Annotated in this window: 17 protein-coding genes and 1 tRNA gene; 6 read left to right on the forward strand and 12 right to left on the reverse strand. The window is 66.4% G+C overall.

The genetic code is table 11. From position 1 onward, the window contains the following. Window positions 1-44: 44 nt before the first annotated feature. From BUA54_RS04175 to BUA54_RS04230, 12 genes are all read right to left on the reverse strand, one after another. Complete coding sequence (locus BUA54_RS04175) at window positions 45-3,701, reverse strand: vitamin B12-dependent ribonucleotide reductase (protein WP_072855901.1); 3,657 nt, start codon at window positions 3,699-3,701, stop codon at window positions 45-47. Between the two features lie 875 nt (window positions 3,702-4,576). After that, a tRNA-Val gene (locus tag BUA54_RS04180) sits at window positions 4,577-4,651 on the reverse strand. 12 nt (window positions 4,652-4,663) lie between these two features. Continuing rightward, on the reverse strand, window positions 4,664-5,104 hold the full coding sequence (locus BUA54_RS04185; RefSeq protein WP_084114059.1) for an HU family DNA-binding protein: 441 nt from the start codon (window positions 5,102-5,104) through the stop codon (window positions 4,664-4,666). A 136-nt stretch (window positions 5,105-5,240) separates the two neighbouring features. After that, window positions 5,241-7,655 (reverse strand): endopeptidase La, encoded by a 2,415-nt coding sequence (gene lon / locus BUA54_RS04190; protein WP_072855902.1) that lies wholly within the window; start codon window positions 7,653-7,655, stop codon window positions 5,241-5,243. Window positions 7,656-7,946: 291 nt separating this feature from the next. Continuing rightward, window positions 7,947-9,077: a tRNA guanosine(34) transglycosylase Tgt gene (tgt, locus tag BUA54_RS04195; protein WP_072855903.1), complete on the reverse strand. Its 1,131-nt coding sequence runs from the start codon at window positions 9,075-9,077 to the stop codon at window positions 7,947-7,949. A 99-nt stretch (window positions 9,078-9,176) separates the two neighbouring features. Further along, entirely contained in the window at window positions 9,177-9,965 is a 789-nt protein-coding gene (locus BUA54_RS04200) for an FAD binding domain-containing protein (RefSeq protein ID WP_072855904.1), read from the reverse strand. 104 nt (window positions 9,966-10,069) lie between these two features. Continuing rightward, window positions 10,070-12,433: a xanthine dehydrogenase family protein molybdopterin-binding subunit gene (locus tag BUA54_RS04205; protein WP_072855905.1), complete on the reverse strand. Its 2,364-nt coding sequence runs from the start codon at window positions 12,431-12,433 to the stop codon at window positions 10,070-10,072. Window positions 12,434-12,561: 128 nt separating this feature from the next. After that, on the reverse strand, window positions 12,562-13,047 hold the full coding sequence (locus tag BUA54_RS04210; RefSeq protein ID WP_072856149.1) for a (2Fe-2S)-binding protein: 486 nt from the start codon (window positions 13,045-13,047) through the stop codon (window positions 12,562-12,564). A gap of 107 nt (window positions 13,048-13,154) precedes the next feature. Further along, window positions 13,155-14,144, reverse strand: coding sequence for a molybdopterin-binding protein (locus tag BUA54_RS04215; protein WP_072855906.1), 990 nt, complete (start codon window positions 14,142-14,144; stop codon window positions 13,155-13,157). Continuing rightward, on the reverse strand, window positions 14,141-15,106 hold the full coding sequence (locus tag BUA54_RS04220; RefSeq protein ID WP_072855907.1) for an XdhC family protein: 966 nt from the start codon (window positions 15,104-15,106) through the stop codon (window positions 14,141-14,143). The genes BUA54_RS04215 and BUA54_RS04220 overlap by 4 nt, the downstream gene beginning before the upstream one ends. Before the next feature lie 9 nt (window positions 15,107-15,115). After that, a complete protein-coding gene (locus BUA54_RS04225) occupies window positions 15,116-16,432 on the reverse strand; it encodes a vWA domain-containing protein (RefSeq protein WP_072855908.1) in 1,317 nt (438 codons plus the stop codon). An 85-nt stretch (window positions 16,433-16,517) separates the two neighbouring features. Further along, window positions 16,518-17,420 carry an AAA family ATPase gene (locus BUA54_RS04230; RefSeq protein WP_072855909.1) on the reverse strand — a complete coding sequence of 301 codons (903 nt, stop codon included), beginning with the start codon at window positions 17,418-17,420 and terminating at the stop codon, window positions 16,518-16,520. 222 nt (window positions 17,421-17,642) lie between these two features. Between BUA54_RS04230 and BUA54_RS04235 the strand changes: the two genes are divergently transcribed. The 6 genes from BUA54_RS04235 to BUA54_RS04260 all read left to right on the forward strand — a co-directional run bounded on the left by BUA54_RS04235 (window position 17,643) and on the right by BUA54_RS04260 (window position 24,395). Continuing rightward, window positions 17,643-18,584, forward strand: a complete 942-nt coding sequence (locus BUA54_RS04235) for a hypothetical protein (RefSeq protein WP_072855910.1) — start codon at window positions 17,643-17,645, stop codon at window positions 18,582-18,584. Window positions 18,585-18,657: 73 nt separating this feature from the next. Further along, on the forward strand, window positions 18,658-19,707 hold the full coding sequence (pyrC, locus tag BUA54_RS04240; protein WP_072855911.1) for a dihydroorotase: 1,050 nt from the start codon (window positions 18,658-18,660) through the stop codon (window positions 19,705-19,707). A gap of 40 nt (window positions 19,708-19,747) precedes the next feature. After that, window positions 19,748-20,425, forward strand: a complete 678-nt coding sequence (locus tag BUA54_RS04245) for an orotate phosphoribosyltransferase (protein WP_072855912.1) — start codon at window positions 19,748-19,750, stop codon at window positions 20,423-20,425. A gap of 198 nt (window positions 20,426-20,623) precedes the next feature. Further along, a complete protein-coding gene (locus tag BUA54_RS04250; RefSeq protein WP_072855913.1) occupies window positions 20,624-22,129 on the forward strand; it encodes a replicative DNA helicase in 1,506 nt (501 codons plus the stop codon). Between the two features lie 200 nt (window positions 22,130-22,329). After that, window positions 22,330-23,622: a hypothetical protein gene (locus BUA54_RS04255; RefSeq protein WP_072855914.1), complete on the forward strand. Its 1,293-nt coding sequence runs from the start codon at window positions 22,330-22,332 to the stop codon at window positions 23,620-23,622. Beyond that, window positions 23,619-24,395 carry a COG3904 family protein gene (locus BUA54_RS04260; protein WP_072855915.1) on the forward strand — a complete coding sequence of 259 codons (777 nt, stop codon included), beginning with the start codon at window positions 23,619-23,621 and terminating at the stop codon, window positions 24,393-24,395. Before BUA54_RS04255 ends, BUA54_RS04260 begins: the two co-directional genes overlap by 4 nt. The last annotated feature ends 42 nt before the right edge of the window (window positions 24,396-24,437 follow it).

Consider the following 24,437-nt stretch of genomic DNA (forward strand, 5'->3'; position numbering starts at 1 on the left):
TGTCCAATGTCCATGGCCCGCCACACCACCCGTCGCTTCGTCCCTCAGCTGCAGCCGCTGGTGCCGCCGCAGGTGTTGCACTTCATGCAGGTGCCGTTGCGGACCAGCGTGTAGTTCTGGCATTCGCCGCAGGGGTCGCCTTCGTAGCCCTGCATCTTGGCCTTGTCGCGGGCAGTCAGGCCGCCTGTGGCAGCCATGGTGCCGGACGACAGGGACGTCGCCGTCCCCTGCCCCATCGCGACCTGCGGGGCAATGGCCTGCAGCGCCTCCATCGTGTCGGTCAGGGTGTTCAGGCCGCCCTGCAGCACGACCAGATCCTGCGGCATCCGCTTGCGCAGATACCCGGTGGAGCTGATCTGCTTGAGCACCTCCAGCGAGCGCGACGCTGCTGCTTCCGACGGGGTCGCGACATTCGCGACGCCTTCCTCCACCCCGCGACCGATGTCGTCGAAGGCGTGGCCTTCGGGCTTTACATGGGCCAGATCGGTGCGGTCGAGGTAAGAGACCGCCAGTTCGCGGAAGATGTAGTCGAGGATCGAGGTCGCGTTCTTGATGCTGTCGTTGCCCTGCACACCGCCCGCCGGTTCGAACTTGGTGAAGGTGAAGGCGTCGACGAACTCCTCCAGCGGGACGCCGTACTGCAGGCCGACGGACACCGCGATGGCGAAGTTGTTCATCATGGCACGAAAGCCCGCGCCTTCCTTGTGCATGTCGATGAAGATCTCGCCCAGCTTGCCGTCCTGGTATTCGCCGGTCCTCAGGTAGACCTTGTGACCGCCGACGATGGCCTTCTGGGTGTAACCCTTGCGCCGTTCGGGAAGCTTGTCGCGCTGGGACTTGGCGATCTCCTTGATGATGATCTTCTCGACGATCTTCTCGGCCAACACGGCGGCCTTTTCGTGCTGCGACCCGGTCGACAGGATCTCTGCCGCCTCCTCGTCATCCTCGACCAAAGCGCTTGCCAGCGGTTGTGACAGCTTGGACCCGTCGCGGTAGAGCGCGTTGGCCTTGATGCCCAGCGACCACGACAGCTCATAGGCCTTCTGGCAATCCTCGATCGTCGCATCGTTGGGCATGTTGATCGTCTTGGAGATCGCGCCCGAAATGAACGACTGCGCAGCTGCCATCATGTGAATGTGGCTGTCGACGGAGAGATACCGCTTGCCGATCTTGCCGCAGGGGTTGGCGCAGTCGAAGACGTTGTAGTGCGCGGCCTTCAGGTGCGGCGCGCCTTCCAGCGTCATCGTCCCGCAGACGTGCATGTTGGCGGCGTCGATCTCGGCCTTGGTGTAGCCGAGATGGCGCAGCAGGTCGAAGGACGGATCTGACAGCTTTTCCGACGGGATGCCCAGCGACTTGCGGCAGAAATCCTCGCCCAGCGTCCACTGGTTGAAGACGAAGCGGATGTCGAAGGCGGCCTTCAGCGCGGCCTCGACCTTGGCGATCTCCTCTGACCCGAATCCGTGGCCGATCAGCGAGGTGTGATTGATGCCGGGTGCCTGCCCGAGAGAGCCGTGACCCACGGCGTAGGCGATGATCTCCTCGATCTGGGCAGAGCCGTAGCCCAGTTTCGCAAGCGCCGCCGGCACCGACTGGTTGATGATCTTGAAGTAGCCGCCCCCGGCCAGCTTCTTGAACTTCACCAGCGCGAAGTCGGGCTCGATTCCGGTGGTGTCGCAGTCCATGACCAGACCGATGGTGCCGGTGGGCGCGATGACACTGACCTGCGCGTTGCGGAAGCCGTGGATTCCGCCCAACGCCAGCGCCTCTTCCCACGCCTTCGTGGCAAGGGCGATCAGGCGCTGGTCCGGGCAGTTGTTGTGATCGAGCGGGACCGGCTTGATGTCCAGGTCTTCGTAGCCTTCGGACAGGCCTTCGGCGGCAAGGCGATGGTTGCGGATCACACGCATCATGTGCGCGGCATTGCGGGCGTGCCCCGGAAATGCCCCCAACTCTCCGGCCATCTCTGCCGAGGTGGCATAGGCGGTGCCGGTCAGGATCGCGGTCAGCGCGGCACAGAGGCTGCGGCCCTCGTCGCTGTCGTAGCCCAGACCCATGTTCATCAGCAGACCGCCGATGTTGGCATAGCCCAGACCCAGCGTGCGGAAGTCGTAGGACCGCTGCGCGATCTCCTTGCTGGGAAACTGCGCCATCATCACGCTGATCTCCAGCGTCACGGTCCAGAGGCGGCAGGCGTGGATGTAGTCCTCGGCCTGAAAGGTGCCGTCGGTGTAGAAGGTCAACAGGTTCAGCGAGGCCAGGTTGCAGGCCGTGTCGTCGAGGAACATGTATTCCGAGCAGGGGTTCGACCCGCGGATCGCGCCGTCTTCGGGGCAGGTGTGCCAGGCGTTGACGGTGTCGTGGTACTGGATGCCCGGATCGGCGCAGGCCCAGGCGGCGTGACCCACCTGATCCCACAGGTCGCGGGCCTTGATGATGCGCGCAACCTCGCCGTTCTTGCGGTTGATCAGCTTCCAGTCGCCATCGGCCTCTACCGCCTTCAGGAAGGCGTCAGTGACCCGAATGGAGTTGTTGGAGTTCTGGCCGGAGACGGAGGAGTAGGCCTCCGAATCCCAGTCGGTGTCGTAGGTCGGGAATTCGATGCCCGTGTGACCCTGCTTGGCATAGTCCAGCACGCGCTTGATGTAGGTTTCCGGAATGGCAGAGCGCTTAGCTTCCTTGATCGCCGTCGCGAGAGTGGCGTTCGCCTTGGGATCACAGGCGTCCTCGGCGGTGCCGTCCCAGGCCTTGATCGCGGCAAAGATGGCGTTGAGGTAACGCTCATGCATCTTCGATCCGGCGACGATGGAGGCGACCTTCTGTTCCTCGATGACCTTCCAGTTGATGAACTGCTCGATATCCGGGTGGTCGGCGTCGACGATGACCATCTTGGCCGCGCGGCGGGTGGTGCCGCCGGACTTGATGGCCCCTGCGGCACGATCGCCGATCTTCAGGAAACCCATCAAGCCCGACGACTTGCCGCCGCCCGACAGCTTCTCGCCCTCTCCGCGGAGCGATGAAAAGTTGGTGCCCGTGCCCGAGCCATACTTGAACAGCCGCGCCTCGCGGACCCAGAGGTCCATGATGCCGCCGTCGTTCACCAGATCGTCCTGCACGGACTGGATGAAGCAGGCGTGCGGCTGGGGATGCTCGTAGCTGCTGGTCGATTTCGTCAGCTCGCCCGTCTTGTAGTCGACATAGTAGTGGCCCTGCGCCGGGCCATCGATGCCGTAGGCCCAATGCAGGCCAGTGTTGAACCACTGCGGGCTGTTCGGGGCCGCGCGCTGGGTCGCCAGCATGTAGCGCATCTCGTCGAAATAGGCGCGGGCGTCGGCCTCGGTCGTGAAGTAGCCGCCCTTCCAGCCCCAGTAGGTCCATGCGCCTGCCAGCCGGTCGAAGACCTGCCGCGCGCTGGTCTCGCCGCCAAAGGTGGCACCCTCTGCCGGTTCGGCCCGCCACAGGAAGGACGGCACGCCCTTCTCCTTGATCCGCTTCACCGCCGAAGGCACACCCGCCTTGCGGAAGTATTTCTGCGCGATGACGTCGGATGCGACCTGGCTCCACTCCGCGGGAATCTCGCAATCCTCGAGCTTGAAGACGACCGTGCCATCCGGGTTGCGAATCTCGGATGTGGCGCTGCGAAAGGCGATGTCGGCGTAGGCATCGGCCCCCTCGCGCGTGAACGTGCGGTCGAATTTCATCTCTGTCCCCTGTCATATGCCGTCTGCGCGGCCGGTTGATCGGTGCGAGCACGATCAGGACCTGTCGCGATCAGCAATCACGTTCGGCCACACTACATCTTGTATCGGTTTGCTCGACCTCCACAAACTGACGTATCTGGGCCGAGGGGGTCAACTCGATTTTGCAGGGTTGAGGCAGGTAATTGCGCTTGACTGACACGCTGCTACGGGTGCGGGTGATTCATCCCGGTGGTTGTCCACAGTCTGCAACCGCCCCTGATCGACGGAAAATCACGGCGGGTCGCCGACTTAGGGTGCATCCGTCCCTGACGGCCCTTCCGATCAGGTCGGCTATCTTGTGGTGTGCGCCGGCTGCATCACTTCTGCACAGGTGACGGGCATTCGATCGCACCTGCCGCTTCTGAAGGCAGAACGATTCTCGAGCAGCGCGAATCGAGGAATATGAATGTCCCGGCTTTTCGTATTGGGTGGCGCGCGTCAGGATTTGTTCGTGTCGTTGAAACGGTCCTGCCATACGATACGCATCACGGCTTCCTCGACAGTCGGATCGGGGTCATCGCGTGTATCGCGGGTCGCATGAAACCTCACGCAGGAACAGTCAGAGGCTGGAATGGTGCGGCCGCATGTGCAGCCCCTGTTCGGTATCTCGCGCGCTGCAATCCGTCGTGCCATCTGCAAAACCCTCATCAACCTCGGGACGTCCAGGATGGGGGCAAACCGTGAACATGCCCCTAAGATTACCGTATCCGCCCGCACATCCGGACCGATGATACCTCTGGCAAGGGCTGCGTCAATTCTGGAGAAGGGCCTTTACCGGGTGCCACAGACTGGTCAGCCGATATCGAGGGGTTGGTAGCTCATAAAGCGAGAGGAAATGGTGGGTGATAAGAGATTTGAACTCCTGACATCTTCGATGTGAACGAAGCGCTCTACCACTGAGCTAATCACCCTTGGGCGGTGATTTAGCTGTCGTCGGCGTCCTCTGCAACCCCGGATTTCGTATTTCCCATGGCCGCAGGCGTCGCCGGGTCCTTGGTCGTGCGCAGTTTCAACGTCAGCATCTGCGCCCCCTCGCCCACATCCTTGACCTTCACGGTCTTCAGCTTTCCGACCGGCGGCAGGATCAGCTCTCCGCCGTCCGCCATGATCGCCGCGATCTCTGCCAGCGTGGCCTCGATCGCGGGCTTGGCGTCTTTCTTTTTCACACCGGATCGCGCCACGACGCGGTCGATGAAGTCGGCCTTCTTCACCGTCCCACCACCGGGCGCATCAGCGGCGGGGGCGACGACGCGCGGTGCCGGCGCCTTGGTCGCGGCAGCAGGCGCGGGTTTCACCTTGACCCGGGGGGTGGCCGGGGTGAGGCGGACAGTGCCATCGGCGTCGGGTGCGGGCTTGTCGGTCATGGAAGATTCCTGAGGGATGGGGGGCAAGATACAGGTCGCTACGGCGCGGTATCGGAGGGGATCGGGGCCGCAAGATGACGTCATTCCGAAAAAAGGGGCGCACCCTGCGGTGCGCCCCCTGTCGTCATAGGGCCGGTCAGTGGACCCCGGCACCGCCTGTCAGCCGGGCCCGCTGTTCGGCCAGCGTCGCGGCGGCGGCAGCCTCCTCGGCGGCCTCGTCCCATTCGACGGGATCGGGCTGCCGGATCAGCGCGTGTTCCAGCACCTCCGACACGTGGGTGACGGGAATGATCGTCAGACCTTCCTTCACGTTGTCCGGAATGTCCGCGAGGTCCTTCTCGTTCTCCTCGGGGATCAGCACCGTCTTGATACCGCCGCGCAGGGCGGCCAGCAGTTTCTCTTTCAACCCGCCGATCGGCATGGCGTTGCCGCGCAAGCTGACCTCGCCGGTCATGGCGATGTCCTTGCGGACGGGAATCTGCGTCAGGACCGAGACGATGGAGGTCACCATCGCCAGACCCGCGCTCGGACCGTCCTTCGGCGTCGCCCCGTCAGGGACGTGGACGTGGATGTCGATCGTGTCGAACTTCGGCGGTTTCACACCGATCTTCGGGCTGATCGACCGGACATAGCTGGAGGCCGCGTCGATGGATTCCTTCATCACGTCGCCCAGCTTGCCAGTGGTCTTCATCCGGCCCTTGCCCGGCAGCCGCAGCGCCTCGATCGACAGGAGTTCGCCGCCGACGGAGGTCCACGCCAGTCCGGTCACGACACCGACCTGGTCGTCCTTCTCCGCCAACCCGTAGCGATGCTTGCGCACGCCGAGGAAGTCGTCGAGGTTGTCCGCCGTCACCGTGACGTGGTCGTAGGTCTTCTTGGCGATCTGGGTCACCGCCTTGCGGGCGATCTTGGCCAGCTCACGCTCGAAGTTCCGTACGCCGGCCTCGCGGGTGTAATACCGCGCGATGTCCGTCAGGGCGCTGTCCTCGACCGAAAATTCCTTCGGCTTCAGGCCATGGTTCTTCATGACCTTGGGCAGCAGGTGACCCTTCGCGATCTCGCGCTTCTCGTCCTCGGTGTAGCCGGACAGGCTGATGATCTCCATCCGGTCCAGCAGCGGCCCCGGCATGTTGTAGGAGTTTGCCGTGGTCAGGAACATGACGTTCGACAGGTCGTATTCCACCTCGAGATAGTGGTCCACGAAGCTGCCGTTCTGTTCCGGGTCGAGCACCTCGAGCATCGCGGAAGCCGGATCGCCACGGAAGTCCTGACCCATCTTGTCGATCTCGTCGAGCAGGATGAGCGGGTTCGTGGTCTTGGCCTTCTTCAGCGCCTGGATGATCTTGCCGGGCATGGACCCGATGTAGGTCCGGCGGTGGCCGCGGATCTCCGATTCGTCACGCACGCCACCCAAGGAGATGCGGATGAACTCGCGCCCCGTGGCCTTCGCCACCGACTTGCCCAGCGACGTCTTGCCGACGCCCGGAGGACCGACGAGGCACATGATCGGCCCCTTCAGCTTGGCGCTGCGGCTTTGCACGGCCAGATACTCGACGATCCGCTCCTTGACCTTCTCCAGCCCGAAGTGGTCGTCGTCCAGCACCTTCTGTGCATGGACAAGGTTCTTCTTGGTGCGCGATTTGACGCCCCATGGCACGGCCAGAATCCAGTCGAGGTAGTTGCGCACCACGGTCGCCTCGGCACTCATCGGGCTCATGTTCTTGAGCTTCTTGAGTTCCGCGTCGACCTTTTCACGCGCTTCCTTGCTCAGCTTGGTCTCGGCGATCTTGGCTTCCAGTTCGGCGACCTCGTTCTGGCCGTCCTCGCCGTCGCCCAGTTCCTTCTGGATCGCCTTCATCTGTTCGTTCAGATAGTATTCGCGCTGGGTGCGCTCCATCTGTGACTTCACGCGGGTCTTGATCTTCTTCTCGACCTGCAGCACGGACATCTCGCCCTGCATCAGGCCATAGACCTTCTCCAGCCGCTCGCTGACGCTTAGCGTTTCCAGCAGGCCCTGCTTCTCGGCGACCTCAATCCCCAGATGGCCGGCCACGAGGTCGGCAAGCTTCGCCGGTTCCGTCGTCTCGCTGACGGCGGACATGGCTTCCTCGGGGATGTTCTTCTTGATCTTGGCGTAACGCTCGAACTCCGCCGCGACCGTGCGCACCAGCGCCTCGATCTCGTCCTCGTTGCCGGGCATTTCGGTCAGATATTCGGCGGACGCCTCGAAGAAGCTGTCGTTCGCGATAAAGTCCACGATCCGCACACGGGCGCGGCCTTCGACCAACACTTTCACGGTGCCGTCGGGCAATTTCAGCAGTTGCAGCACGTTGGCCAGCACGCCGGCCTTGTAGATGCCGCCTTCGGCGGGATCATCCTCGCCGGGGTCGATCTGGCTGGACAGCAGGATCTGCTTGTCGTCGCGCATGACTTCTTCCAGTGCGCGGACCGACTTCTCGCGCCCCACGAACAGCGGCACGATCATGTGCGGAAAGACCACGATGTCCCGCAGGGGCAGGACCGGGTAGGATGGGGCAAGTGGCTCTTGCATGCTCTGTTCCTTTGTTTGGCAAGACGTTCCGGCCCCTCTGTCGGCAACCGTGCGAACGCCTCCTCGTGTCACAATATCTGGGGGTGCCGCGGATATGTTTCAACCACGTTTATGTCCGTCACCGCCACACATTGCCCGCGTGCGGCCAGCATCACAAGGCTTGACCCCGCGCAACCGTCATAAAACCGTGACAAAGCGGGTTTTGCCACGGGTGAACCGCCCTTTCAGGGCCTTTTTCGCCGAAATCGGCACATGTCCGGTCCGGCACGAAAACCGAGGCGAACCGGTCCGTCACAGGGGTGCGATATCACCCTCCGCCCGCATGGCGTGAAATCCTGATTCCCATGCGGCAAAACGGTTCTGCGCGATCGCATCGCGCATCTCTCCCATGATCTGCTGAAAGTAGTGCAGGTTGTGCCAGGTCAGCAGCATGCCGGAAATCATCTCCTGCGCGCGAAAGACGTGGTGCAGATAGGCGCGCGAGTAATTGCGGCAGGCGGGACAGGTACAGGCCTCGTCCAGCGGGCGGGGATCGTCGGCGTGGCGGGCGTTCTTGATGTTCACGACGCCGTGGCGGGTGAACCCCTGACCCGTGCGGCCTGATCGCGACGGCAGCACGCAGTCCATCATGTCGATGCCCCGCTTCACGGCGCCGACGATATCGTCGGGCTTGCCCACACCCATCAGATAACGCGGCTTGTCCCGCGGCAGCATGTCGGTGGCGAAATCCAGACAGCCGAACATCGCCGCCTGCCCCTCGCCGACCGCCAGCCCGCCGACGGCGTAGCCGTCGAAGCCGATCCGGGTCAGCGCCTTGGCCGATTCCTCGCGAAAGTCCCGTTCCAGCCCGCCCTGCTGGATGCCGAACAGCGCGTGGCCGGGCCGGTCGCCGAAGGCGTCGCGCGACCGCTGCGCCCACCGCATCGACAGGCGCATGCTCTCGGCGATCCGGTCGCGGTCCGCGGGCAACGCGGGACATTCGTCGAAGCACATGACGATGTCAGAGCCGAGGAGTTTCTGAATCTCCATGCTCCGCTCGGGCGAGAGCACGTGCTTGCTGCCGTCGATATGGGATTTGAACGTGACCCCCGCCTCGGTCAGCTTGCGCAGATCGGCAAGGCTCATCACCTGAAACCCGCCGGAGTCGGTCAGGATCGGCTTGTCCCAGTTCATGAACCTGTGCAGCCCGCCCAGACGCGCGATCCGTTCCGCCGTGGGGCGCAGCATCAGGTGATAGGTATTGCCCAGCAGGATGTCGGCCCCGGTGGCGGCGACGCTTTCGGGCATCATCGCCTTGACCGTGGCGGCGGTGCCGACGGGCATGAAGGCCGGCGTGCGGATGTCGCCGCGCGGCGTGTGGATGACGCCGGTCCGCGCCATGCCGTCGGTGGCAGTCAGGTCGAAAGTGAAACGGGCCGTCATCGTGGGTGTCCTTGCAGGTCGACCCCTTCTGCCCCCGCCCGCGCGAAATGAAAAGGGGACCGGTCGCCCGGTCCCCTCCCTCCCGTCCCGGTCGGGCCCTCAGGCCGCGGCGGTAACGGCGCGCTTTGTCATGACGGCGCACAGGTGCGCGCGATAGGCCTTGTCGCCATGCAGGTCGGCAATCATGTGATCCGGATCGACGCGCAGCCCGTCCAAAGCGCCGGCAGAAAAGTCGGAGGACAGCGCCGCTTCGGCTTCCGTCCAGCGGAACACCCCGGTTTCCGACGCGCCAGTGATCGCCACTCGCACGCCGTCGTCAAACTTCGCCACAAAGACCGCCACCAGCGGAAAACGTGACGCGGGCTGGATGAACTTCTCGTAGGCCGCGGCGCGGGGGACCGGAAACTTCACTTCGGTAATGATCTCGTCCTCCTCCAGCGCCGTGGCGAACATTCCGTGAAAGTAGTCGTCCGCGGCGATCTCCCGGGTATTGGTCACGATCGTGGCGCCGGACGCCAGCGCCCCCGCCGGGTAGCAGGCAGAGGGATCGTTGTTCGCAAGGCTCCCGCCGATGGTGCCGCGGTTGCGGACTGCCGGATCACCGATCCGGGCGGCCAGCGAGGCGAGCCCCGGATAGGAGCCGGCCAGTTCCCGCGCCACGGTGGCATGCGTTGTCGCCGCGCCGATGCAGATACGGCCATCGTCGTCGGTGCAAACGCCCTTCAGCTCGGCCACGCCATGCAGGCTGACCAGCTTGCCCGGATCCGCCAGCCGCGCCTTCAGCGTCGGGATCAGCGTCTGCCCACCGCTCAGCGCCTGCCCGCCGCCCGCAATCGCCGCCACCGCATCCTGCAGCGTCGTGGGCCGTTCGATCTCGAATGCATACATCTCTCTCGTCCTTTCCCTGTGATCAGAAGCACCGGGTCCCCCCTTCTTCTGGTCAAAAATACCTCGGGGGTCCGGGGGCTGGCCCCCGGAACGCCCTTTGTCGCTTATTGCATCGCTGCCCAGACCCGCGCCGGCGTCAGCGGCATGTCGATATGCGCCACCTTCTTGCCCGAACCGGAATTGATCGCATCCAGCACCGCGTTCACCACCGACGGCGGAGAGCCGATCGCCCCGGCCTCGCCGCAGCCCTTCACCCCCAGCGGGTTGTGGGTGCAGGGGGTCTGGCACGAATGGTCCACCGTATAGAACGGCACATCCTCCGCCCGCGGCATGGCGTAATCCATGTAGGAGGCACTCAGCAGCTGACCGTCGGCGTCGTAGACGCAGCCCTCCAGCATCGCCTGTCCGATGCCCTGCGCAATCCCGCCGTGGACCTGACCGGACACGATCATCGGGTTGATGATGTTGCCGAAGTCGTCCGCCGCACTGAACCGCTCGATCTTCACATGGCCCGTCTCGGGATCCAGCTCCACCTCGCAGGCATAGGCGCCGGACGGATAAGTGAAATTCGCGGGGTCATAGAAGGCCGTCTCCTCCAGCCCCGGCTCGATATCCGTCAGCGGGTAGTTGTGCGGCACATAGGCCGCCAGCGTCACGTCGCCCCAGGCCACGGACTTGTCCGTCCCCGCGACCGAGAACCTTCCGTTCTTCAGCTCGATGTCGCCCTCGCTGGCCTCCATCAGGTGCGCCGCGATCTTCTTGGCCTTGTTGATCACCTTCTCGGCGGCCCGCACCATGGCGGAGCCGCAGACCGCGAGGCTGCGCGAGCCGTAGGTGCCCATCCCGAAGGGGATCTTCGAGGTGTCGCCGTGCACGATGTCGATCTGGTCCTCGGGGATGCCGATCATCTCCGAGATCACCTGCGGGAAGGAGGTCTCGTGCCCCTGCCCGTGGCTGTGCGCGCCCACCATGACGCTGATCGACCCGGTCGCGTTCACCCGCACGGTCGCCGCATCGTAAAGCCCCGCCCGCGCGCCAAGCTGACCGACGAGGTTCGACGGCGCGATGCCACAGGCCTCGATGTAGCAGTTCACGCCAAGGCCCCGCAGCTTGCCTTTCGCCTCCGACTCCTTGCGCCGCGCGGCAAAGCCCGCGAGGTCTGCGATCTCCTCGAGCTTGTCCATCGTGGCGACGTAGTCCCCGGTGTCATACTCGACGGCGACGGGCGTCGCGTAGGGGAATTCGGTGATGAAGTTCTGCCGCCGCAGCTTGATCGGATCGACGCCGAGCTCGCGCGCGGCCTTGTCGATCACCCGCTCCAGCTGGAACGTCGCCTCCGGCCGGCCGGCGCCGCGGTAGGCGTCGACGGGCACGGTATTTGTAAAGACCGCCTTCACGTTCACATAGATATGCGGCGTCTTGTAGTTGCCGGCCATCAGCGTGCCGTGCAGCCAGGTGGGCACCGAGGACGCGAAGGTCGAGAGATACGCGCCCATGTTGGCGAGGGTCTCGGTGCGGACAGCCACGAAGTTGTTGTCCGCATCCAGCGCCAGCTCGATCTTGGTCACGTGGTCGCGCCCGTGGGCGTCCGACATGAAGGCCTCCGATCGGGTGGAGGTCCACTTCACCGGCCGGTTCAGCGCCTTGGCCGCAAAGGTGCAGAAGGCTTCCTCCGCGTAGTGAAAGATCTTGGTGCCGAAGCCGCCGCCCACGTCGGGCGCCACGACCCGCAGCTTGTGCTCGGGAATGCCCAGCACGAAGGCGCCCATCAGCAGGCGGATCACATGCGGGTTCTGGCTGGTGGTGTGCAGCGTGTGCATGTCGTCAGAGCGGTTGTATTCGCCCACCGCCACCCGCGGCTCCATCGGGTTGGCGACGAGGCGGTTGTTCACTAGTTCCAGCGTCGTCACATGGGCCGCGCCCTTGATGGCATCGTCGACGGCCTGCTTGTTGTCCTCCACGAAGCCCCAGTCGTAGCACAGGTTGGAGGTCAGGTCGTCGTGGACCCGTCCGGCACCGTCCTGCAGCGCCGCCTTCATGTCGATGACCGCCGGCAGCACGTCATAGTCCAGCACGATCGCCTCCGCCGCATCGCGGGCCTGTGCCAGCGTGTCGGCCACGACCGCCGCCACCGGTTCGCCCACGTGGCGGATCTTGCCTTCGGCGAGGATCGGATGCTTGGGCTCCTGCATCGGCTGCCCATGCCGGTCCGTGATCAGCCAGCCGCAGGGCAGACCGCCGACCGCGGCGAAGTCCGCCGCCGTAAAGATCCGGTGCACCCCCGGCATCCCCTCCGCCGCGCTGGTATCCACGCCGTTCAGCGTCGCATGGGCCACGTCGGCGCGCAGGAAATGCACGTGCAGCTGGCCGTGGATGTTGATGTCGTCCGTGTAGTTCCCGGCTCCGGTCAGGAACCGCACATCCTCGCGCCGCTTGCTGCTGGCGCCGATTCCGCTGTCCTTGGGCATTTTACTCTCCTCCCAGAGTGTGCAGGTCCGACGTCGCCGCACGGTCCCCTGCTTCTTCTCGTTCCAAATACCTCGGGGGGAGGCGAAGCCGGGGGGCAGAGCCCCCCTCCACCCTCACCCCGGCACACTCACTCCGCCGCCAGCGCCGGCATCTCCTGCCCCGACGCCGCCATGATCGCCTTGACGATGTTGTGGTAGCCCGTGCAGCGACAGATGTTGCCGTCGAGGTGGTGCCGGATCTCCGCCTCCGAAGGCTTGGGATTGTCCTTCAGCAAGGCGGTCGCCGCCATCACCATCCCCGGGGTGCAGAAGCCGCACTGCAGGCCGTGGTGATCCTGGAACGCCTGCTGCACGACGCTCAGCGTGCCGTCCGGTGCGGCGATCCCCTCGATCGTCGTGACCGCGGCGCCTTCCGCCTCAGCCGCGAACATCGTGCAGGCCTTCACCAGCAGGCCGTCCACATGCACCGTGCAGGCCCCGCACTGCGAGGTGTCGCAGCCGACATGCGTTCCCGTCAGGTGCAGGCCTTCGCGCAGGAAATCCACCAGCAGCGTTCGCCCCTCGACCTCACCGCTCACCGAACGTCCGTTCACATCCATCGTCACACGCATCATCGTTCCTCCCTCGAACGCATCGATCATGGCGGAAGTTAAACACGCGCAACCCGCTCTGGGAAGGACCGTCTTTCGCTGCAGGTGCGAAGGACCCGCGACGCGCCGCGTCAATCCGTGGCGCGGCGGGGGCGCGGGCGCGAGGGGATTTCCTTCAGCAGGCCGCCGACGCCCATGTCGGCGATGGCGGCGGGCGTCACATCCAGACCGCACAGCAGCCGTTCCAGCACCCAGTCCGCCCCGTTCAGCGCGGGTGACCGGGCGCAGCCCGGCAGCCCCACGACCGGTCGCCCGGCGTGGTGGCCAAGGAACAGCAGGTTGCCCGGATCGACGGGCATGCCGAAGTGATCGACAGTGCCGCCCGCCAGCCGCACCCCCTCTGGCGCGGTATCGTTCAGGTCCGACGTGGCGGACCCGGTCAGGATGCAGACCAGCGGCGCATCGGTCGCGATCAGCGCCTGCGCAATGGCCTGTGCGTCATGGTCCACGAGGCTGCGACCGGCAAATCCGACGCCCAGCCGGTCAAGGCGTGTGCGCAGGGACCGCACCCCCTTGTCGCCAAGGTCGCGCCCGGCGCGGGTCTCGATCAGGGCGACGCGGTCGATGGACGGGCGGTGCAGGGCGATGGCGGCGCGCCCCGCGTCGCAGGCCGCCCGCAGCGGCTCCTGCCCCACGGCGTAAGAGATGATCTTGACCGTGGCGACCAGTCCGCCCGCCTCCATCCGGTGAAGGTCCGGCACGGTCGCCACGGTGATCATCGGGTCGATCCGGTTGACCGCCTGCAGCGCCGCGACCTGCAGGGCGGCCAGCCCCGGCGCGTCCGCGATCACGTTGACGCGCCCCGTGGCCGCGACGCCAAGCCGCAGGCCCGGCGCCCCCGCCACCAGCGTTTCAGCCAGATCAGCGGCGGCGCGGTCCTCGTCCACGTCGCCGGGATCAAGGCGGGCGACGGTGACGCGATCCAGTCCCGCCGTCGCCAGACGATCGAGGTCGGCGGCGGTCAGCACATGGCCTTTCGACAGGGTGCCGTCGGGCAGGGTCTCGCGGTGGGCGAGAATCGCGCCCTGCGCGTCAGCGACCGGGACGGGCCCGAACCTCATCGGTTGCGGCGCAGGGTGGCGATGACCTGCGCCATGATGCTGACGGCGATTTCTGCCGGGGCCCGCCCACCGAGGTCGAGTCCGATGGGGGCATGGATCCGGGCGATGTCGTCCTCCGTGAAACCGGCCTCGGTCAGGCGCGTGACGCGCTTGGCATGGGTGCGCGTCGATCCGAGGCAGCCGAGGTAGAAGGCCCGCGATGTCAGCGTCTGCGTGATTGCGGGATCGTCGAGCTTGGGGTCGTGGGTCAGGGTCACGACCGCCGTCCGGCTGTCGGGGGCAAGCGCCGTCATCGCCTCGTCGGGCCAGTCCTCGACGATCGTCTCGCCCGGAAAACGATCAGCAGAGCCGAAAGCCCCGCGCGGATCGATCAGCACGGGATCGAAGCCGCAGGCCCGCGCCATCGGCAGCAACGCCTGCGCGATATGCACGGCACCGACAACGATCATCCGCAGGGGCGGGTTGTGGACGGCGACGAAGGTCCGGCCGTCCTCCTCCACCCCCGACCGGTCGAGGCGGAACCGGTCGGGGTAGTCGGCCGGGTCCGCCACGCGGCGGGCGTCCGAGTCGAGGTCGATGACATAGGCGACGGGCTGCTTTTCGGCGATGGCAGCCACGAGCTGATCCAGAAGCGCCACGGGCATCGCACCACCCACCGGTTCGACCAGCACCCGGATGCGCCCACCGCAGGCCAGACCCACGGCAAAGGCCTCGTCGTCGCTGACGCCGTAATCCAGCAGGCGCGCCTCTCCGGTCGGGATCGCGTCCAGCGCCTCCATGATGACGGCGCCCTCGACGCAGCCGCCAGAAACGGAGCCTTCCATCCGGCCCTCGCCGTCGATGATCAAAAGCGATCCGACGCCGCGCGGGGCAGAACCCCACGTCTCGATCACGGTGGCGACGGCAACGGGTTGACCGGCGCGGTGCCAGTCGCGAGCGGTCTGCAGCAGATGGTCGGTCATCGGAGGGCCTCAGGTCTGGGTATGTGCGGCGCGGGTAAAGGCGAAGGGGCTGGTGTCGGGCGCGGCTTCTGCGTCACGCATTGCGGCCAGCAGGCGCGTCTTCTCCCCCCCATCATCGGGCCGCGACAGCGCCTCTGCAAGCCCCTCGAGTGCTGCGATGTTGTGGCCGGCCCGCAGGCTGGTGACATGGGGCAGCATGGCGGCGATACCGCGGGCCTTGGGCGCGAAGCCGTCCCAGCGCAGCAGGGGGTTCAGCCAGATCAGCTGCCGCGCGCTCAGCGCAAGGCGCTGCATCTCCTGCCCCAGATCGGCCGCCGCGTCGCGGTCGAGGCCGTCGGTGATCAGCAGCACCACGGCCCCCTGCCCCATGACCCGCCGCGACCAGTCACGATTGAAGGCGTGCAGGCAGGCGGCGATGCGCGTGCCGCCTTCCCAGTCCTGCGCCTCTGCCCCTGCGGCCTTCAGCGCCGCATCGACGTCGCGGGTGCGCAGGTGGCGGGTGACGTTGGTCAGACGCGTGCCGAAGGTGAAGGCATGGACCCGCGCCCAGTCCTGTCCCTGCGCATTGGCGACCCCGTGGACGAAATGCAGCACGGCGCGGGAATACTGCGACATGGAGCCCGAGATGTCGCAAAGCACGACGAGGTTGGGATAGCGGATGCGCCGGCGCTTGGTGGCGAAATCCATGACCTCGCCGCCGCGCCGCATGGCCTGCGCCTGCGTGCCGCGCCAATCGGGGATGCGGCCCGGCAGGGCCTGCGTGCGGCGCGAGCGCAGCGGCTTTACGGGCAATGTCAGCTGCGACAGGATGCGCCGCGCGGCCTGCATCTCGGCAATGCTCATCTGCTCGAAATCGAGGGTCCGCAGGCGTTCCTGCGCAGAGATCGTCTGGCTGGCGTCGATATCGAGGACGATCTCGTCCTCCTTCGCCTCGTCCTGTTCCGGCGTGTCGCGCTCCTGCCCGTCGAGCAGCGCCTCGGCCGCTCGCTTCTCGGCAGCCTGCGCGCTGCGCGCCTCGGCCACGCCGCGGACCATCGGCGACATGAAGGACATCATCTGTTCGAGAAAGCGCGGATCGCGCCAGTAAAGCCGGAAGAGCTGCGCGAAGACGGTGGATTCCTCGCGTTTGGACACGAAGCAGGCGTGCAGGGTCCAGTAGAAGTCGCGCCGTTCGGTGAAGCCCGCGGCCTCGACCGCGCGGATCGCGTCGACGACGCGGCCCGGCCCGATCGGCAGCCCCGCGCGGCGCAAGGCGCGGGCGAAATGGGCGATGTTGCTGGCAAGCTTCGGGTTCTCGGGGAGGTCGAGGTCGGCGAGGTCTACCATGGCCGGCGTCGCAGGGGGGCTGTCTGCCCCCCGGGCTGCGCCCTCCCCCCGAGGATATTTGGAAGACAGAGAGGACGGGCGCCGGTCACGCGGGGATCGCGGCGCGCGCGTCGTCGAGGATCTTCCTGGCCTTCGCGCCTTCGATCTTCTGTATGTCGTCCTGATACTTCAGGATCGCGCCCAGCGTGTCGGCGATGACGGCGGGTGACAGGTCGATGACGTCGAGGGCGAGCAGGCACTTCGCCCAGTCGATGGTCTCGGCGACGCCGGGCTTCTTGAACAGATCCTCGGACCGCAGGCGCTGGACGAAGGCCACGACCTCGCGGCTGAGGGTCTCGGCGGCCTCTGGCGCGCGGGCGTGCAGGATGTCGAGTTCGCGGTCGAAATCGGGATAGTCGACCCAGTGATAGAGGCAGCGGCGTTTCAGGGCGTCGTGAACCTCGCGCGTGCGGTTACTGGTCAGGATCACGATGGGCGGCGTGGGGGCCTTGATGGTGCCGAGTTCGGGGATCGTGACCTGGAAGTCCGACAGCGCCTCGAGCAGGAAGGCCTCGAAGGGGGCATCGGTGCGGTCCAGTTCGTCGATCAGCAGGACCGGCGCGCCGCCGGGCTGCGGGCGCATCGCCTGCAGCAGCGGGCGTTCGATCAGGTAGTCTTCGGTAAAGAGCTCCGCCTTCAGGGCGGTGCGGTCGGTGCCGCCCGCCGCCTCTGCCGTGCGGATCGCGATCATCTGTTCGGCGAAGTTCCACTCATAGACGGCAGAGGCGGCATCGAGCCCCTCGTAGCACTGCAGGCGGATCAGGCGGCGGCCGAGGGCGGCGGAGAGCGCCTTGGCAATCTCTGTCTTGCCGGTGCCGGCCTCGCCTTCGAGGAACAGGGGGCGGCCCAGTTTCAGGGCGAGGAAGACCACCGTGGCCAGCGGGCGCGGGCAGATGTAGCGTTCGGCGGCCAGCGCCGTCTGCACCGCGTCGATGCTGTCGAATGTCATGGAACCACTCTCCCCCCGGGTCGCCTGTGCGTTCAACCTGCACCCCGGGGCGCCCGCGTCAAGGCGGACATTGTCGGCACGCGCCGAAGGTCGTAGCCTCCGGCCGGACCGGGCGGGCGGCGGGGTCGCAAAAGGAACCAGACCCTTGCCCAATTCTGCCGCATTGGCCCCGCACCTTGCCCGCAGACGTGGGTCGGGCCGCGACAGGACAGGAGAGCCGAAATGACGGACCATGCGTTGCACTTCACGACCGACCTGAAGGGGCTGGAGCCGGACGACTGGCTGGCGGCGCTGGAAGAGGTCGTGGAGGAGAACGGGTCCTTTACGCCGCTGGGACCCGACCATGTGGCGACCTTCCTCGACGCCGGGCCGCAGCTGCTGGTCACCTTCGAGAACGCGGCGGATATCCGGGCCCTGCCCGACGCGGCCCCCCGCGGCTTTGCCTTCGCCCGGCGCGAGGGCTGGTCGCATCTGGCGATCATCGGCAGAGAGGAGAGCTGGTTCCGCGATCCCGCGATCTACCGGCACGTCGACCGGCTGATCGACGACGGTTTCTTCGAGGATTTCGAAAGCGTGCTGTTCTTCGGCAGCGGCGCGGGCGGATATGCGGCGGCGGCCTACAGTGTCGCGGCCCCAGGCGCGCGGGTGCTGGCGCTGCGGCCGCAGGCGACGCTGGACCCGACCGTCACCGGCTGGGATACGCGCTACATGGCGCAGCGGCGGCTGAACTTCACCGGGCGCTACGCCTATGCGCCCGACATGATCGACGCGGCCCGTCAGGTCTGGATCGCCTACGCGCCGCAGCAGCGGTTCGACGCGATGCACGCCAGCCTCTTTACCCGGCCCAACGTGCAGATGCTGCGAATCAGCGGGATCGTCGGCCGGCTGGACGCAGCTTTCGACAGCCTCGGCGCCCTCGACACGCTGCTGCGCGACGCGATGGCGGGCGACCTGACGGTGCAGCGATTCATCCGTGCCCTCGCGGCGCGCAAGACCTACAGCCCCTACCTGCGGAACCTCGTGCGGCGGGCCCGCGACCGCGGCCACGACGATCTGGCAGCACTGGCCTGCCGCGCGGTGCTGGCGCGCGGCCCTGACAGCCATTTCGCGCGGCAACTGGAACAGATGGGCCAACCGGTGCCGCAGCAGGACGCCGCGGAATAGGACGGTCCCGATCTGACGTGCGCCCGGGGCGGCGTGACTGGTCAGCGCCGCCGTTCGCGTGTAATGGACGGTCATGCCCGACCGACAGATCACAGAACTGACCCTGCGCCGCCCCGACGACTGGCACCTGCACCTGCGCGATGGCGCGATGCTGGAGGCCGTGCTGCCGGAAACCGCCCGCCATTTCGCGCGGGCCATCGTGATGCCGAACCTCGTGCCGCCGGTGGTGACCGGTGCGCAGGCCATGGCCTATCGCGACCGGATCATGGCGGCCCTGCCCGCCGGCGCCGATTTCACGCCACTGATGACGCTCTACCTGACCGAGGATACCGACCCCGATGACGTGACGGCGGCCCATGCGGCAGGGATCATCACCGCGGTGAAACTCTATCCCGCGGGCGCCACGACCAATTCCGCCAGCGGCGTGCGCGATTTCGACAAGGTGCGCCCGGTGCTCGACCGCATGGCAGAGATCGGCCTGCCGCTGTGTGTCCACGGCGAGGTGACCGATCCCAGCATCGACATCTTCGACCGCGAGGCGGTGTTCATCGACAAGATCCTGCGGCCGATGCGCAAGAAGAACCCCGACCTGCGCATCGTGATGGAGCATGTGACGACGCAGAACGCCGTGGACTACGTCCGCGACGCGGCCCGCAACCTTGCCGCGACGATCACGACCCATCACCTGATCATCAACCGCAACCACATCCTCGCCGGCGGTATCCGCCCGCACTTCTATTGCCTCCCGGTGGCCAAGCGCGAGACGCACCGCGTGGCACTGGTGCAGGCGGCGGTGTCGGGCGACAAGCGGTTCTTCCTCGGCACCGATTCCGCCCCCCATACGGAGGCCGGCAAGCTGCAGGCCTGCGGCTGCGCCGGCATCTTCACCGCGACCAATACGATGTCCTGCCTTGCAGAGGTCTTCGAGGCCGCGGGCGCCCTGCGCCAGCTGGAGGCCTTCACCTCTCTGAACGGTCCGGCCTTCTACCGGATGGAACCCAATGCCGACACGATCACCCTGACGCGGGGCGATCCCGTCGCATATCCTGCGCGGATCGACACCGGCGAGGGGCCGGTGACGGTCTTCGACCCCGGTTTCCCCCTGCACTGGCGCGTCACCTGACGCGGACCGTCCCCGTGCCCCGAACGAAAGGTTCCACCCGATGATCCCCACCGGTTTTCCCGCCAAGGACGAGATCGCCCGCCTGACCGCCGGCATGCTGCTGGAAATCGGCGCGGTGGATTTCAACACAACGACCCCCTTTACCCATGCCAGCGGCAAGCAGGCGCCGACCTACGTCGATTGCCGCAAGCTGATCTCCTACCCCCGCATCCGCGCGACGCTGATGGATTTCCTGACCGTCACGATCATGCGAGAGGCCGGTTTCGAGGCCTTCGACAACATCGCCGGCGGCGAGACGGCGGGCATCCCCTTTGCCGCGATGGTGGCCGAACGCATGGCGCTGCCGATGACCTACGTGCGCAAGAAGCCCAAGGGCTACGGCCGCAATGCCCGCATCGAGGGCGTGATGACCGAAGGCCAGCGCGTCCTGCTGGTGGAGGATCTGACCACCGACGGCGGGTCCAAGCTGTCCTTCGTGGACGCGATCCGCGAGACCGGCGCCACCTGCGGCGCGACGGCGGTCATCTTCTTCTACGGCATCTTCGAAGGGGTGGAGGCGCGACTTGCCGACCACGGCGTGCAGCTGCTGCACCTGTGCACCTGGTGGGATGTGCTGGCGGTCGCCCGCGCCCGCGGCGCATTCGACGACAGGACGCTCGACGCGGTAGAGGCCTACCTGCGCAACCCGGCCGGATGGACCCCGGGCGTCATGGTCTGACGCTGCGCCGGCGGATGTCTGCCGCCGATCAGACCACCATATCTTGAGGCTTCTGGTAGCGATGTGCGCCATCTTGTGGTAAGCTCGCCGCAGGCGACCTATCCACAGAAATATACAATTTGGGTCCGCGCCGCCGCTGGTCTATGACCGGCGCAAGCCACGCCGCACGTGGCAACCGACCGAGGGGACAGGCATCCGATGAACGAGATCAGCATTTTCAATGCGACCGGCACCGCCGAGGCGAGCGTCGACACGATGCCGCATTCGATCGAGGCGGAACAGCAGTTGCTGGGCGCGATCCTGACCAACAACGACATCTTCGACCGGATCGCCTCTGTCGTGGGCCCGCAGCATTTCTACGATCCCGTCCACGCCCGCATCTTCGATTGCTGCGCCGCGCGCCTGTCCAAGAACGCGCTGGCCAGCCCGGTAACGCTGAAATCCTACATGGAGGATGACGAGGGCCTCGCCGAACTCGGCGGCGGCGCCTACCTCGTGCGGCTGGCGGCCTCGGCCACCTCCGCCTTTGCCGCGCGCGACTACGCGCAGATGATCTACGACCTCGCGATCCGCCGTCAGCTGATCCAGGTCGGGCAGACGATCTCTTCCAAGGCGTCCAAGGTCGACGTGGCCTCCGAACCCAAGGACCAGATCGTCGAGGCGGAACAGGCACTTTATGCGCTGGCCGAAAGCGGCACCAGCGAGAGCGGCTTTCAGTCCTTCCTGCGGGCGGTGACCGACGCGGTGAACGTCGCCAACGCCGCCTATCAGCGCGATGGGGGGCTGGCCGGCGTCTCGACCGGTCTCGTCGATCTCGACAAGAAACTGGGCGGGTTGCACAAGTCCGACCTTCTGATCCTTGCGGGCCGCCCGTCCATGGGCAAGACGTCGCTTGCGACCAACATCGCCTACAACATCGCCAAGGCCTACAAGAAGGGCACCCTGCACGACGGCACCGAAGGCGCTGTGAACGGCGGCGTCGTGGGCTTCTATTCGCTGGAAATGTCCGCCGAACAGCTGGCTGCCCGGATCCTGTCGGAAGCGGCAGAGGTGCCAAGCGAACAGATTCGCCGCGGCGACATGACAGAGGTCGAATTCCGCCGCTTCGTCCATGCCGCCAAGCAGCTCGAATCCTGTCCGCTCTTCATCGACGACACGCCCGCCCTGCCGATCAGCCAGCTGGCCGCCCGCGCGCGGCGTCTGAAGCGGACGCATGGTCTGGACGTTCTGGTCGTGGACTACCTGCAACTGGTGCGCGGCACCGGGCGGTCGGAAAACCGCGTGAACGAGATCTCCGAGATCACCATGGGCCTGAAGGCCATCGCCAAGGAACTGATGATCCCGGTCATCGCCCTGTCGCAGCTGTCGCGTCAGGTGGAAAACCGCGAAGACAAGCGCCCGCAACTGTCGGACCTGCGGGAATCCGGCTCGATCGAGCAGGACGCCGACGTGGTGATGTTCGTGTTCCGCGAGGAATACTACAAGGAACGCGAAAAGCCGGGCGATCACGAGATGGACAAGATCGCCATCTGGCAGGAAGAGATGGAGCGCCTGCGCGGCAAGGCCGAGGTCGTCATCGGCAAGCAGCGCCACGGCCCCATCGGCACGGTCGAACTCAGCTTCGAGGGCCGTTTCACCCGCTTCGGCAATCTTGTGAAGCCCTGGCAGCAGGACGGCGGCGCCGGCGGCGACGTCGGTTTCTAGACCCGCGTCCCTCTTCGGTCCGGCGCCCATGGCTCTGGACCTCATCGGGCGGGGCCCGCCCCTTCTTCTCGTCGGAAATACCTTGCGGAGGCGTGGAGGTGCAAAACCTCCACGCGGGACGGCACGGCCCGCCCACGGCGCTGTCATTTGCAACCTGCCGCCATACCCCTATCTTGGTGAGAGCCAGTGAAAGGGTCCCCATGACCGATGAGCCCCGCCCGACCTCTGCCAGCGTATCCCGGACAGAGGCGCGCAACATCCGCAACGCCCGCGACCTCGAATCCCACGTCGTCTGGCTGGAAAGCATCACCGGCACCGCTCTTGGCGTGCTCGCGGTGGCATCGGGCATCTATACCTACCTCGGCGTCTCCTCGCTGCTTGACGACAACGGCGCCCTGTCGGTCTTTGCCGCGCTGGCCTATTCGGTCGCCGTCTCCGTGGGGATCTACGTCTTCTGGTCCTACATGATGCGCCTGCTGCCAGCGGTGCATACGGCCACGGCGCGCATCGGCCTCGGTCTGTCCATGGTGCTGGGCAGCCTTGCCATCATCGCCATGTCGTCCTGGCTGAACGCCGCGGCCCTCGCGGGTGCCGCCGCCGTCGAACAGCATCTGGCCGAAACGGTGCAGCAATATCAGACGGCCCTCGAACGCGCGGACGAGATCACCCAGTCGGCGCAAAGCCTGTCGCGCGACGTCGCCCGCGTCCGCCAGTCCTTCGACGATCTGAGCGAGCAGGAGGCAACCGGCCAGCTGTCGGGCTTCGCCGGGCAAGGCGCCGTCTTCCGCCTGCTGCGCCAGAAATCCGATGAACTCGCCGCGCTCGAGGCGCAGATCACCGCCCAGCAGCCGCTGGTCGAGCAGGCCTTCACCGAAGGGAACGCGATCCTGTCGCGGATGCGCGCCCTGACCGTTGACCAGGGCTCGATCGAGGCCCGCACCGTGCCCTTCAGCGAGGAGGCGGTCCGGCTGGCCAACGTCATCACGCAACTGCGCCAGCTGTCCGTGGCACCGCTGGTGAACCGCGCCGCCACCGATCTGGCCGATGCGGTGGTCCTGCCCAGCCTCGATGGGTCCGACAGCGACACCCGCGCGGGTCAGCAGGCGACAATCGATTCGGTCCTCGGCGTGCTGCAGCAGCGGGCGACCACCCTGCAGGCGGCGGCGCAGGACGTGCTGGCGATGACGCCCCCCGCCGATATCAGCTACACCCCGATCAGCGCCGCCGACGCGGTGATCCTCTACGCCGGAAACTTCATTCCCTCCTGGGCCGGCGCCATTGCCATCGACCTGCTGCCCGCCGTGCTGGTGCTCATCCTCGCCGTCACGCAGGCCGCGATCCGGGCGGGCCGCGACGGCACTGCGGCCGAGGATTCAATGACCCTGTCGGAACTGCGCGCCGCCGTGAACGCGATGCGCGAGATGGAAACCTCCCTCGACCGGACGGAGGCGGTGGTGACCCGCCTCGATCGCCAGAAGACCCCCGCCGAATGACGACGGCCCCTGCCCGCTGGTCCGCAGGCCGTCTGCTGCGCTGGATCTTCGGCCTGCAGTTGGTCTTCGGCGCGGTGTTGCTGGGATCGGACATCGCCCGCATCCTGCCGCAGGTCGCGATGCCCTCCAGCGCGCCGGCGATCACGCAGCCCCTCGGTCCCGGCGACCAGACCCGCCGCTACGATCCCGCGCGGATCGATCAGCGCCCCGCCCGCCCCGGCTCGCGCCCGATCCCTGCGAGCACTGACATGCCCTCGCGCCTCGATTTCAGCGATACGGTCTGGCAGGGCGAACCGACGATCACCCTCACCGGCCGCATCGCGCCGGGCGACGCGGACCGCCTGACCGATTTCCTGACGACCGTGGACCCGGCACCCACGCAGGCCTTCCTCAATTCCCCTGGCGGATCGGTGCAGGACGCGCTCGCGATGGGCCGCGTCCTGCGCGATCTCGGCCTCGCGACCCGGATGACCGCCAGCGACATCTGCCTCTCCGCCTGCCCCTACCTGCTGGCCGCCGGCACGACCCGCAGCGTCGAGGACGGCGCCCTCGTGGGCATCCACCAGCACTACTTCGGCGAAAACACTGCCCTGCCCGCCTTCATGGCCGTCTCCGACATCCAGCGCGGCCAGGGCGAGGTGATGGAATATCTTGCGGACATGGGCATCGATCCGCTGATCATGCGCCCGGCCCTCGCCACCCCGCCGGACGAGATCTACCTGCTGACCCCCGACGAGATGCAGCGCTTCCGCCTGACGACCGACGCCGACTGAAGTCCTCGCTTTTTTCCAAATACTCCCGCCGGAGGCTTGCCG

Source organism: Loktanella atrilutea (assembly GCF_900128995.1).
Taxonomy (GTDB): Bacteria; Pseudomonadota; Alphaproteobacteria; order Rhodobacterales; family Rhodobacteraceae; genus Loktanella; species Loktanella atrilutea.

Excerpts from the sequence above, each read along its gene's own strand:
- BUA54_RS04175 (WP_072855901.1), bottom strand. The coding sequence starts at position 3,701 with ATGAAATTCGACCGCACGTTCACGCGCGAGGGGGCCGATGCCTACGCC.
- BUA54_RS04185 (WP_084114059.1), bottom strand. The coding sequence starts at position 5,104 with ATGACCGACAAGCCCGCACCCGACGCCGATGGCACTGTCCGCCTCACC.
- lon (WP_072855902.1), bottom strand. The coding sequence starts at position 7,655 with ATGCAAGAGCCACTTGCCCCATCCTACCCGGTCCTGCCCCTGCGGGAC.
- tgt (WP_072855903.1), bottom strand. The coding sequence starts at position 9,077 with ATGACGGCCCGTTTCACTTTCGACCTGACTGCCACCGACGGCATGGCG.
- BUA54_RS04200 (WP_072855904.1), bottom strand. The coding sequence starts at position 9,965 with ATGTATGCATTCGAGATCGAACGGCCCACGACGCTGCAGGATGCGGTG.
- BUA54_RS04205 (WP_072855905.1), bottom strand. The coding sequence starts at position 12,433 with ATGCCCAAGGACAGCGGAATCGGCGCCAGCAGCAAGCGGCGCGAGGAT.
- BUA54_RS04210 (WP_072856149.1), bottom strand. The coding sequence starts at position 13,047 with ATGATGCGTGTGACGATGGATGTGAACGGACGTTCGGTGAGCGGTGAG.
- BUA54_RS04215 (WP_072855906.1), bottom strand. The coding sequence starts at position 14,144 with ATGAGGTTCGGGCCCGTCCCGGTCGCTGACGCGCAGGGCGCGATTCTC.
- BUA54_RS04220 (WP_072855907.1), bottom strand. The coding sequence starts at position 15,106 with ATGACCGACCATCTGCTGCAGACCGCTCGCGACTGGCACCGCGCCGGT.
- BUA54_RS04225 (WP_072855908.1), bottom strand. The coding sequence starts at position 16,432 with ATGGTAGACCTCGCCGACCTCGACCTCCCCGAGAACCCGAAGCTTGCC.
- BUA54_RS04230 (WP_072855909.1), bottom strand. The coding sequence starts at position 17,420 with ATGACATTCGACAGCATCGACGCGGTGCAGACGGCGCTGGCCGCCGAA.
- BUA54_RS04235 (WP_072855910.1), top strand. The coding sequence starts at position 17,643 with ATGACGGACCATGCGTTGCACTTCACGACCGACCTGAAGGGGCTGGAG.
- pyrC (WP_072855911.1), top strand. The coding sequence starts at position 18,658 with ATGCCCGACCGACAGATCACAGAACTGACCCTGCGCCGCCCCGACGAC.
- BUA54_RS04245 (WP_072855912.1), top strand. The coding sequence starts at position 19,748 with ATGATCCCCACCGGTTTTCCCGCCAAGGACGAGATCGCCCGCCTGACC.
- BUA54_RS04250 (WP_072855913.1), top strand. The coding sequence starts at position 20,624 with ATGAACGAGATCAGCATTTTCAATGCGACCGGCACCGCCGAGGCGAGC.
- BUA54_RS04255 (WP_072855914.1), top strand. The coding sequence starts at position 22,330 with ATGACCGATGAGCCCCGCCCGACCTCTGCCAGCGTATCCCGGACAGAG.
- BUA54_RS04260 (WP_072855915.1), top strand. The coding sequence starts at position 23,619 with ATGACGACGGCCCCTGCCCGCTGGTCCGCAGGCCGTCTGCTGCGCTGG.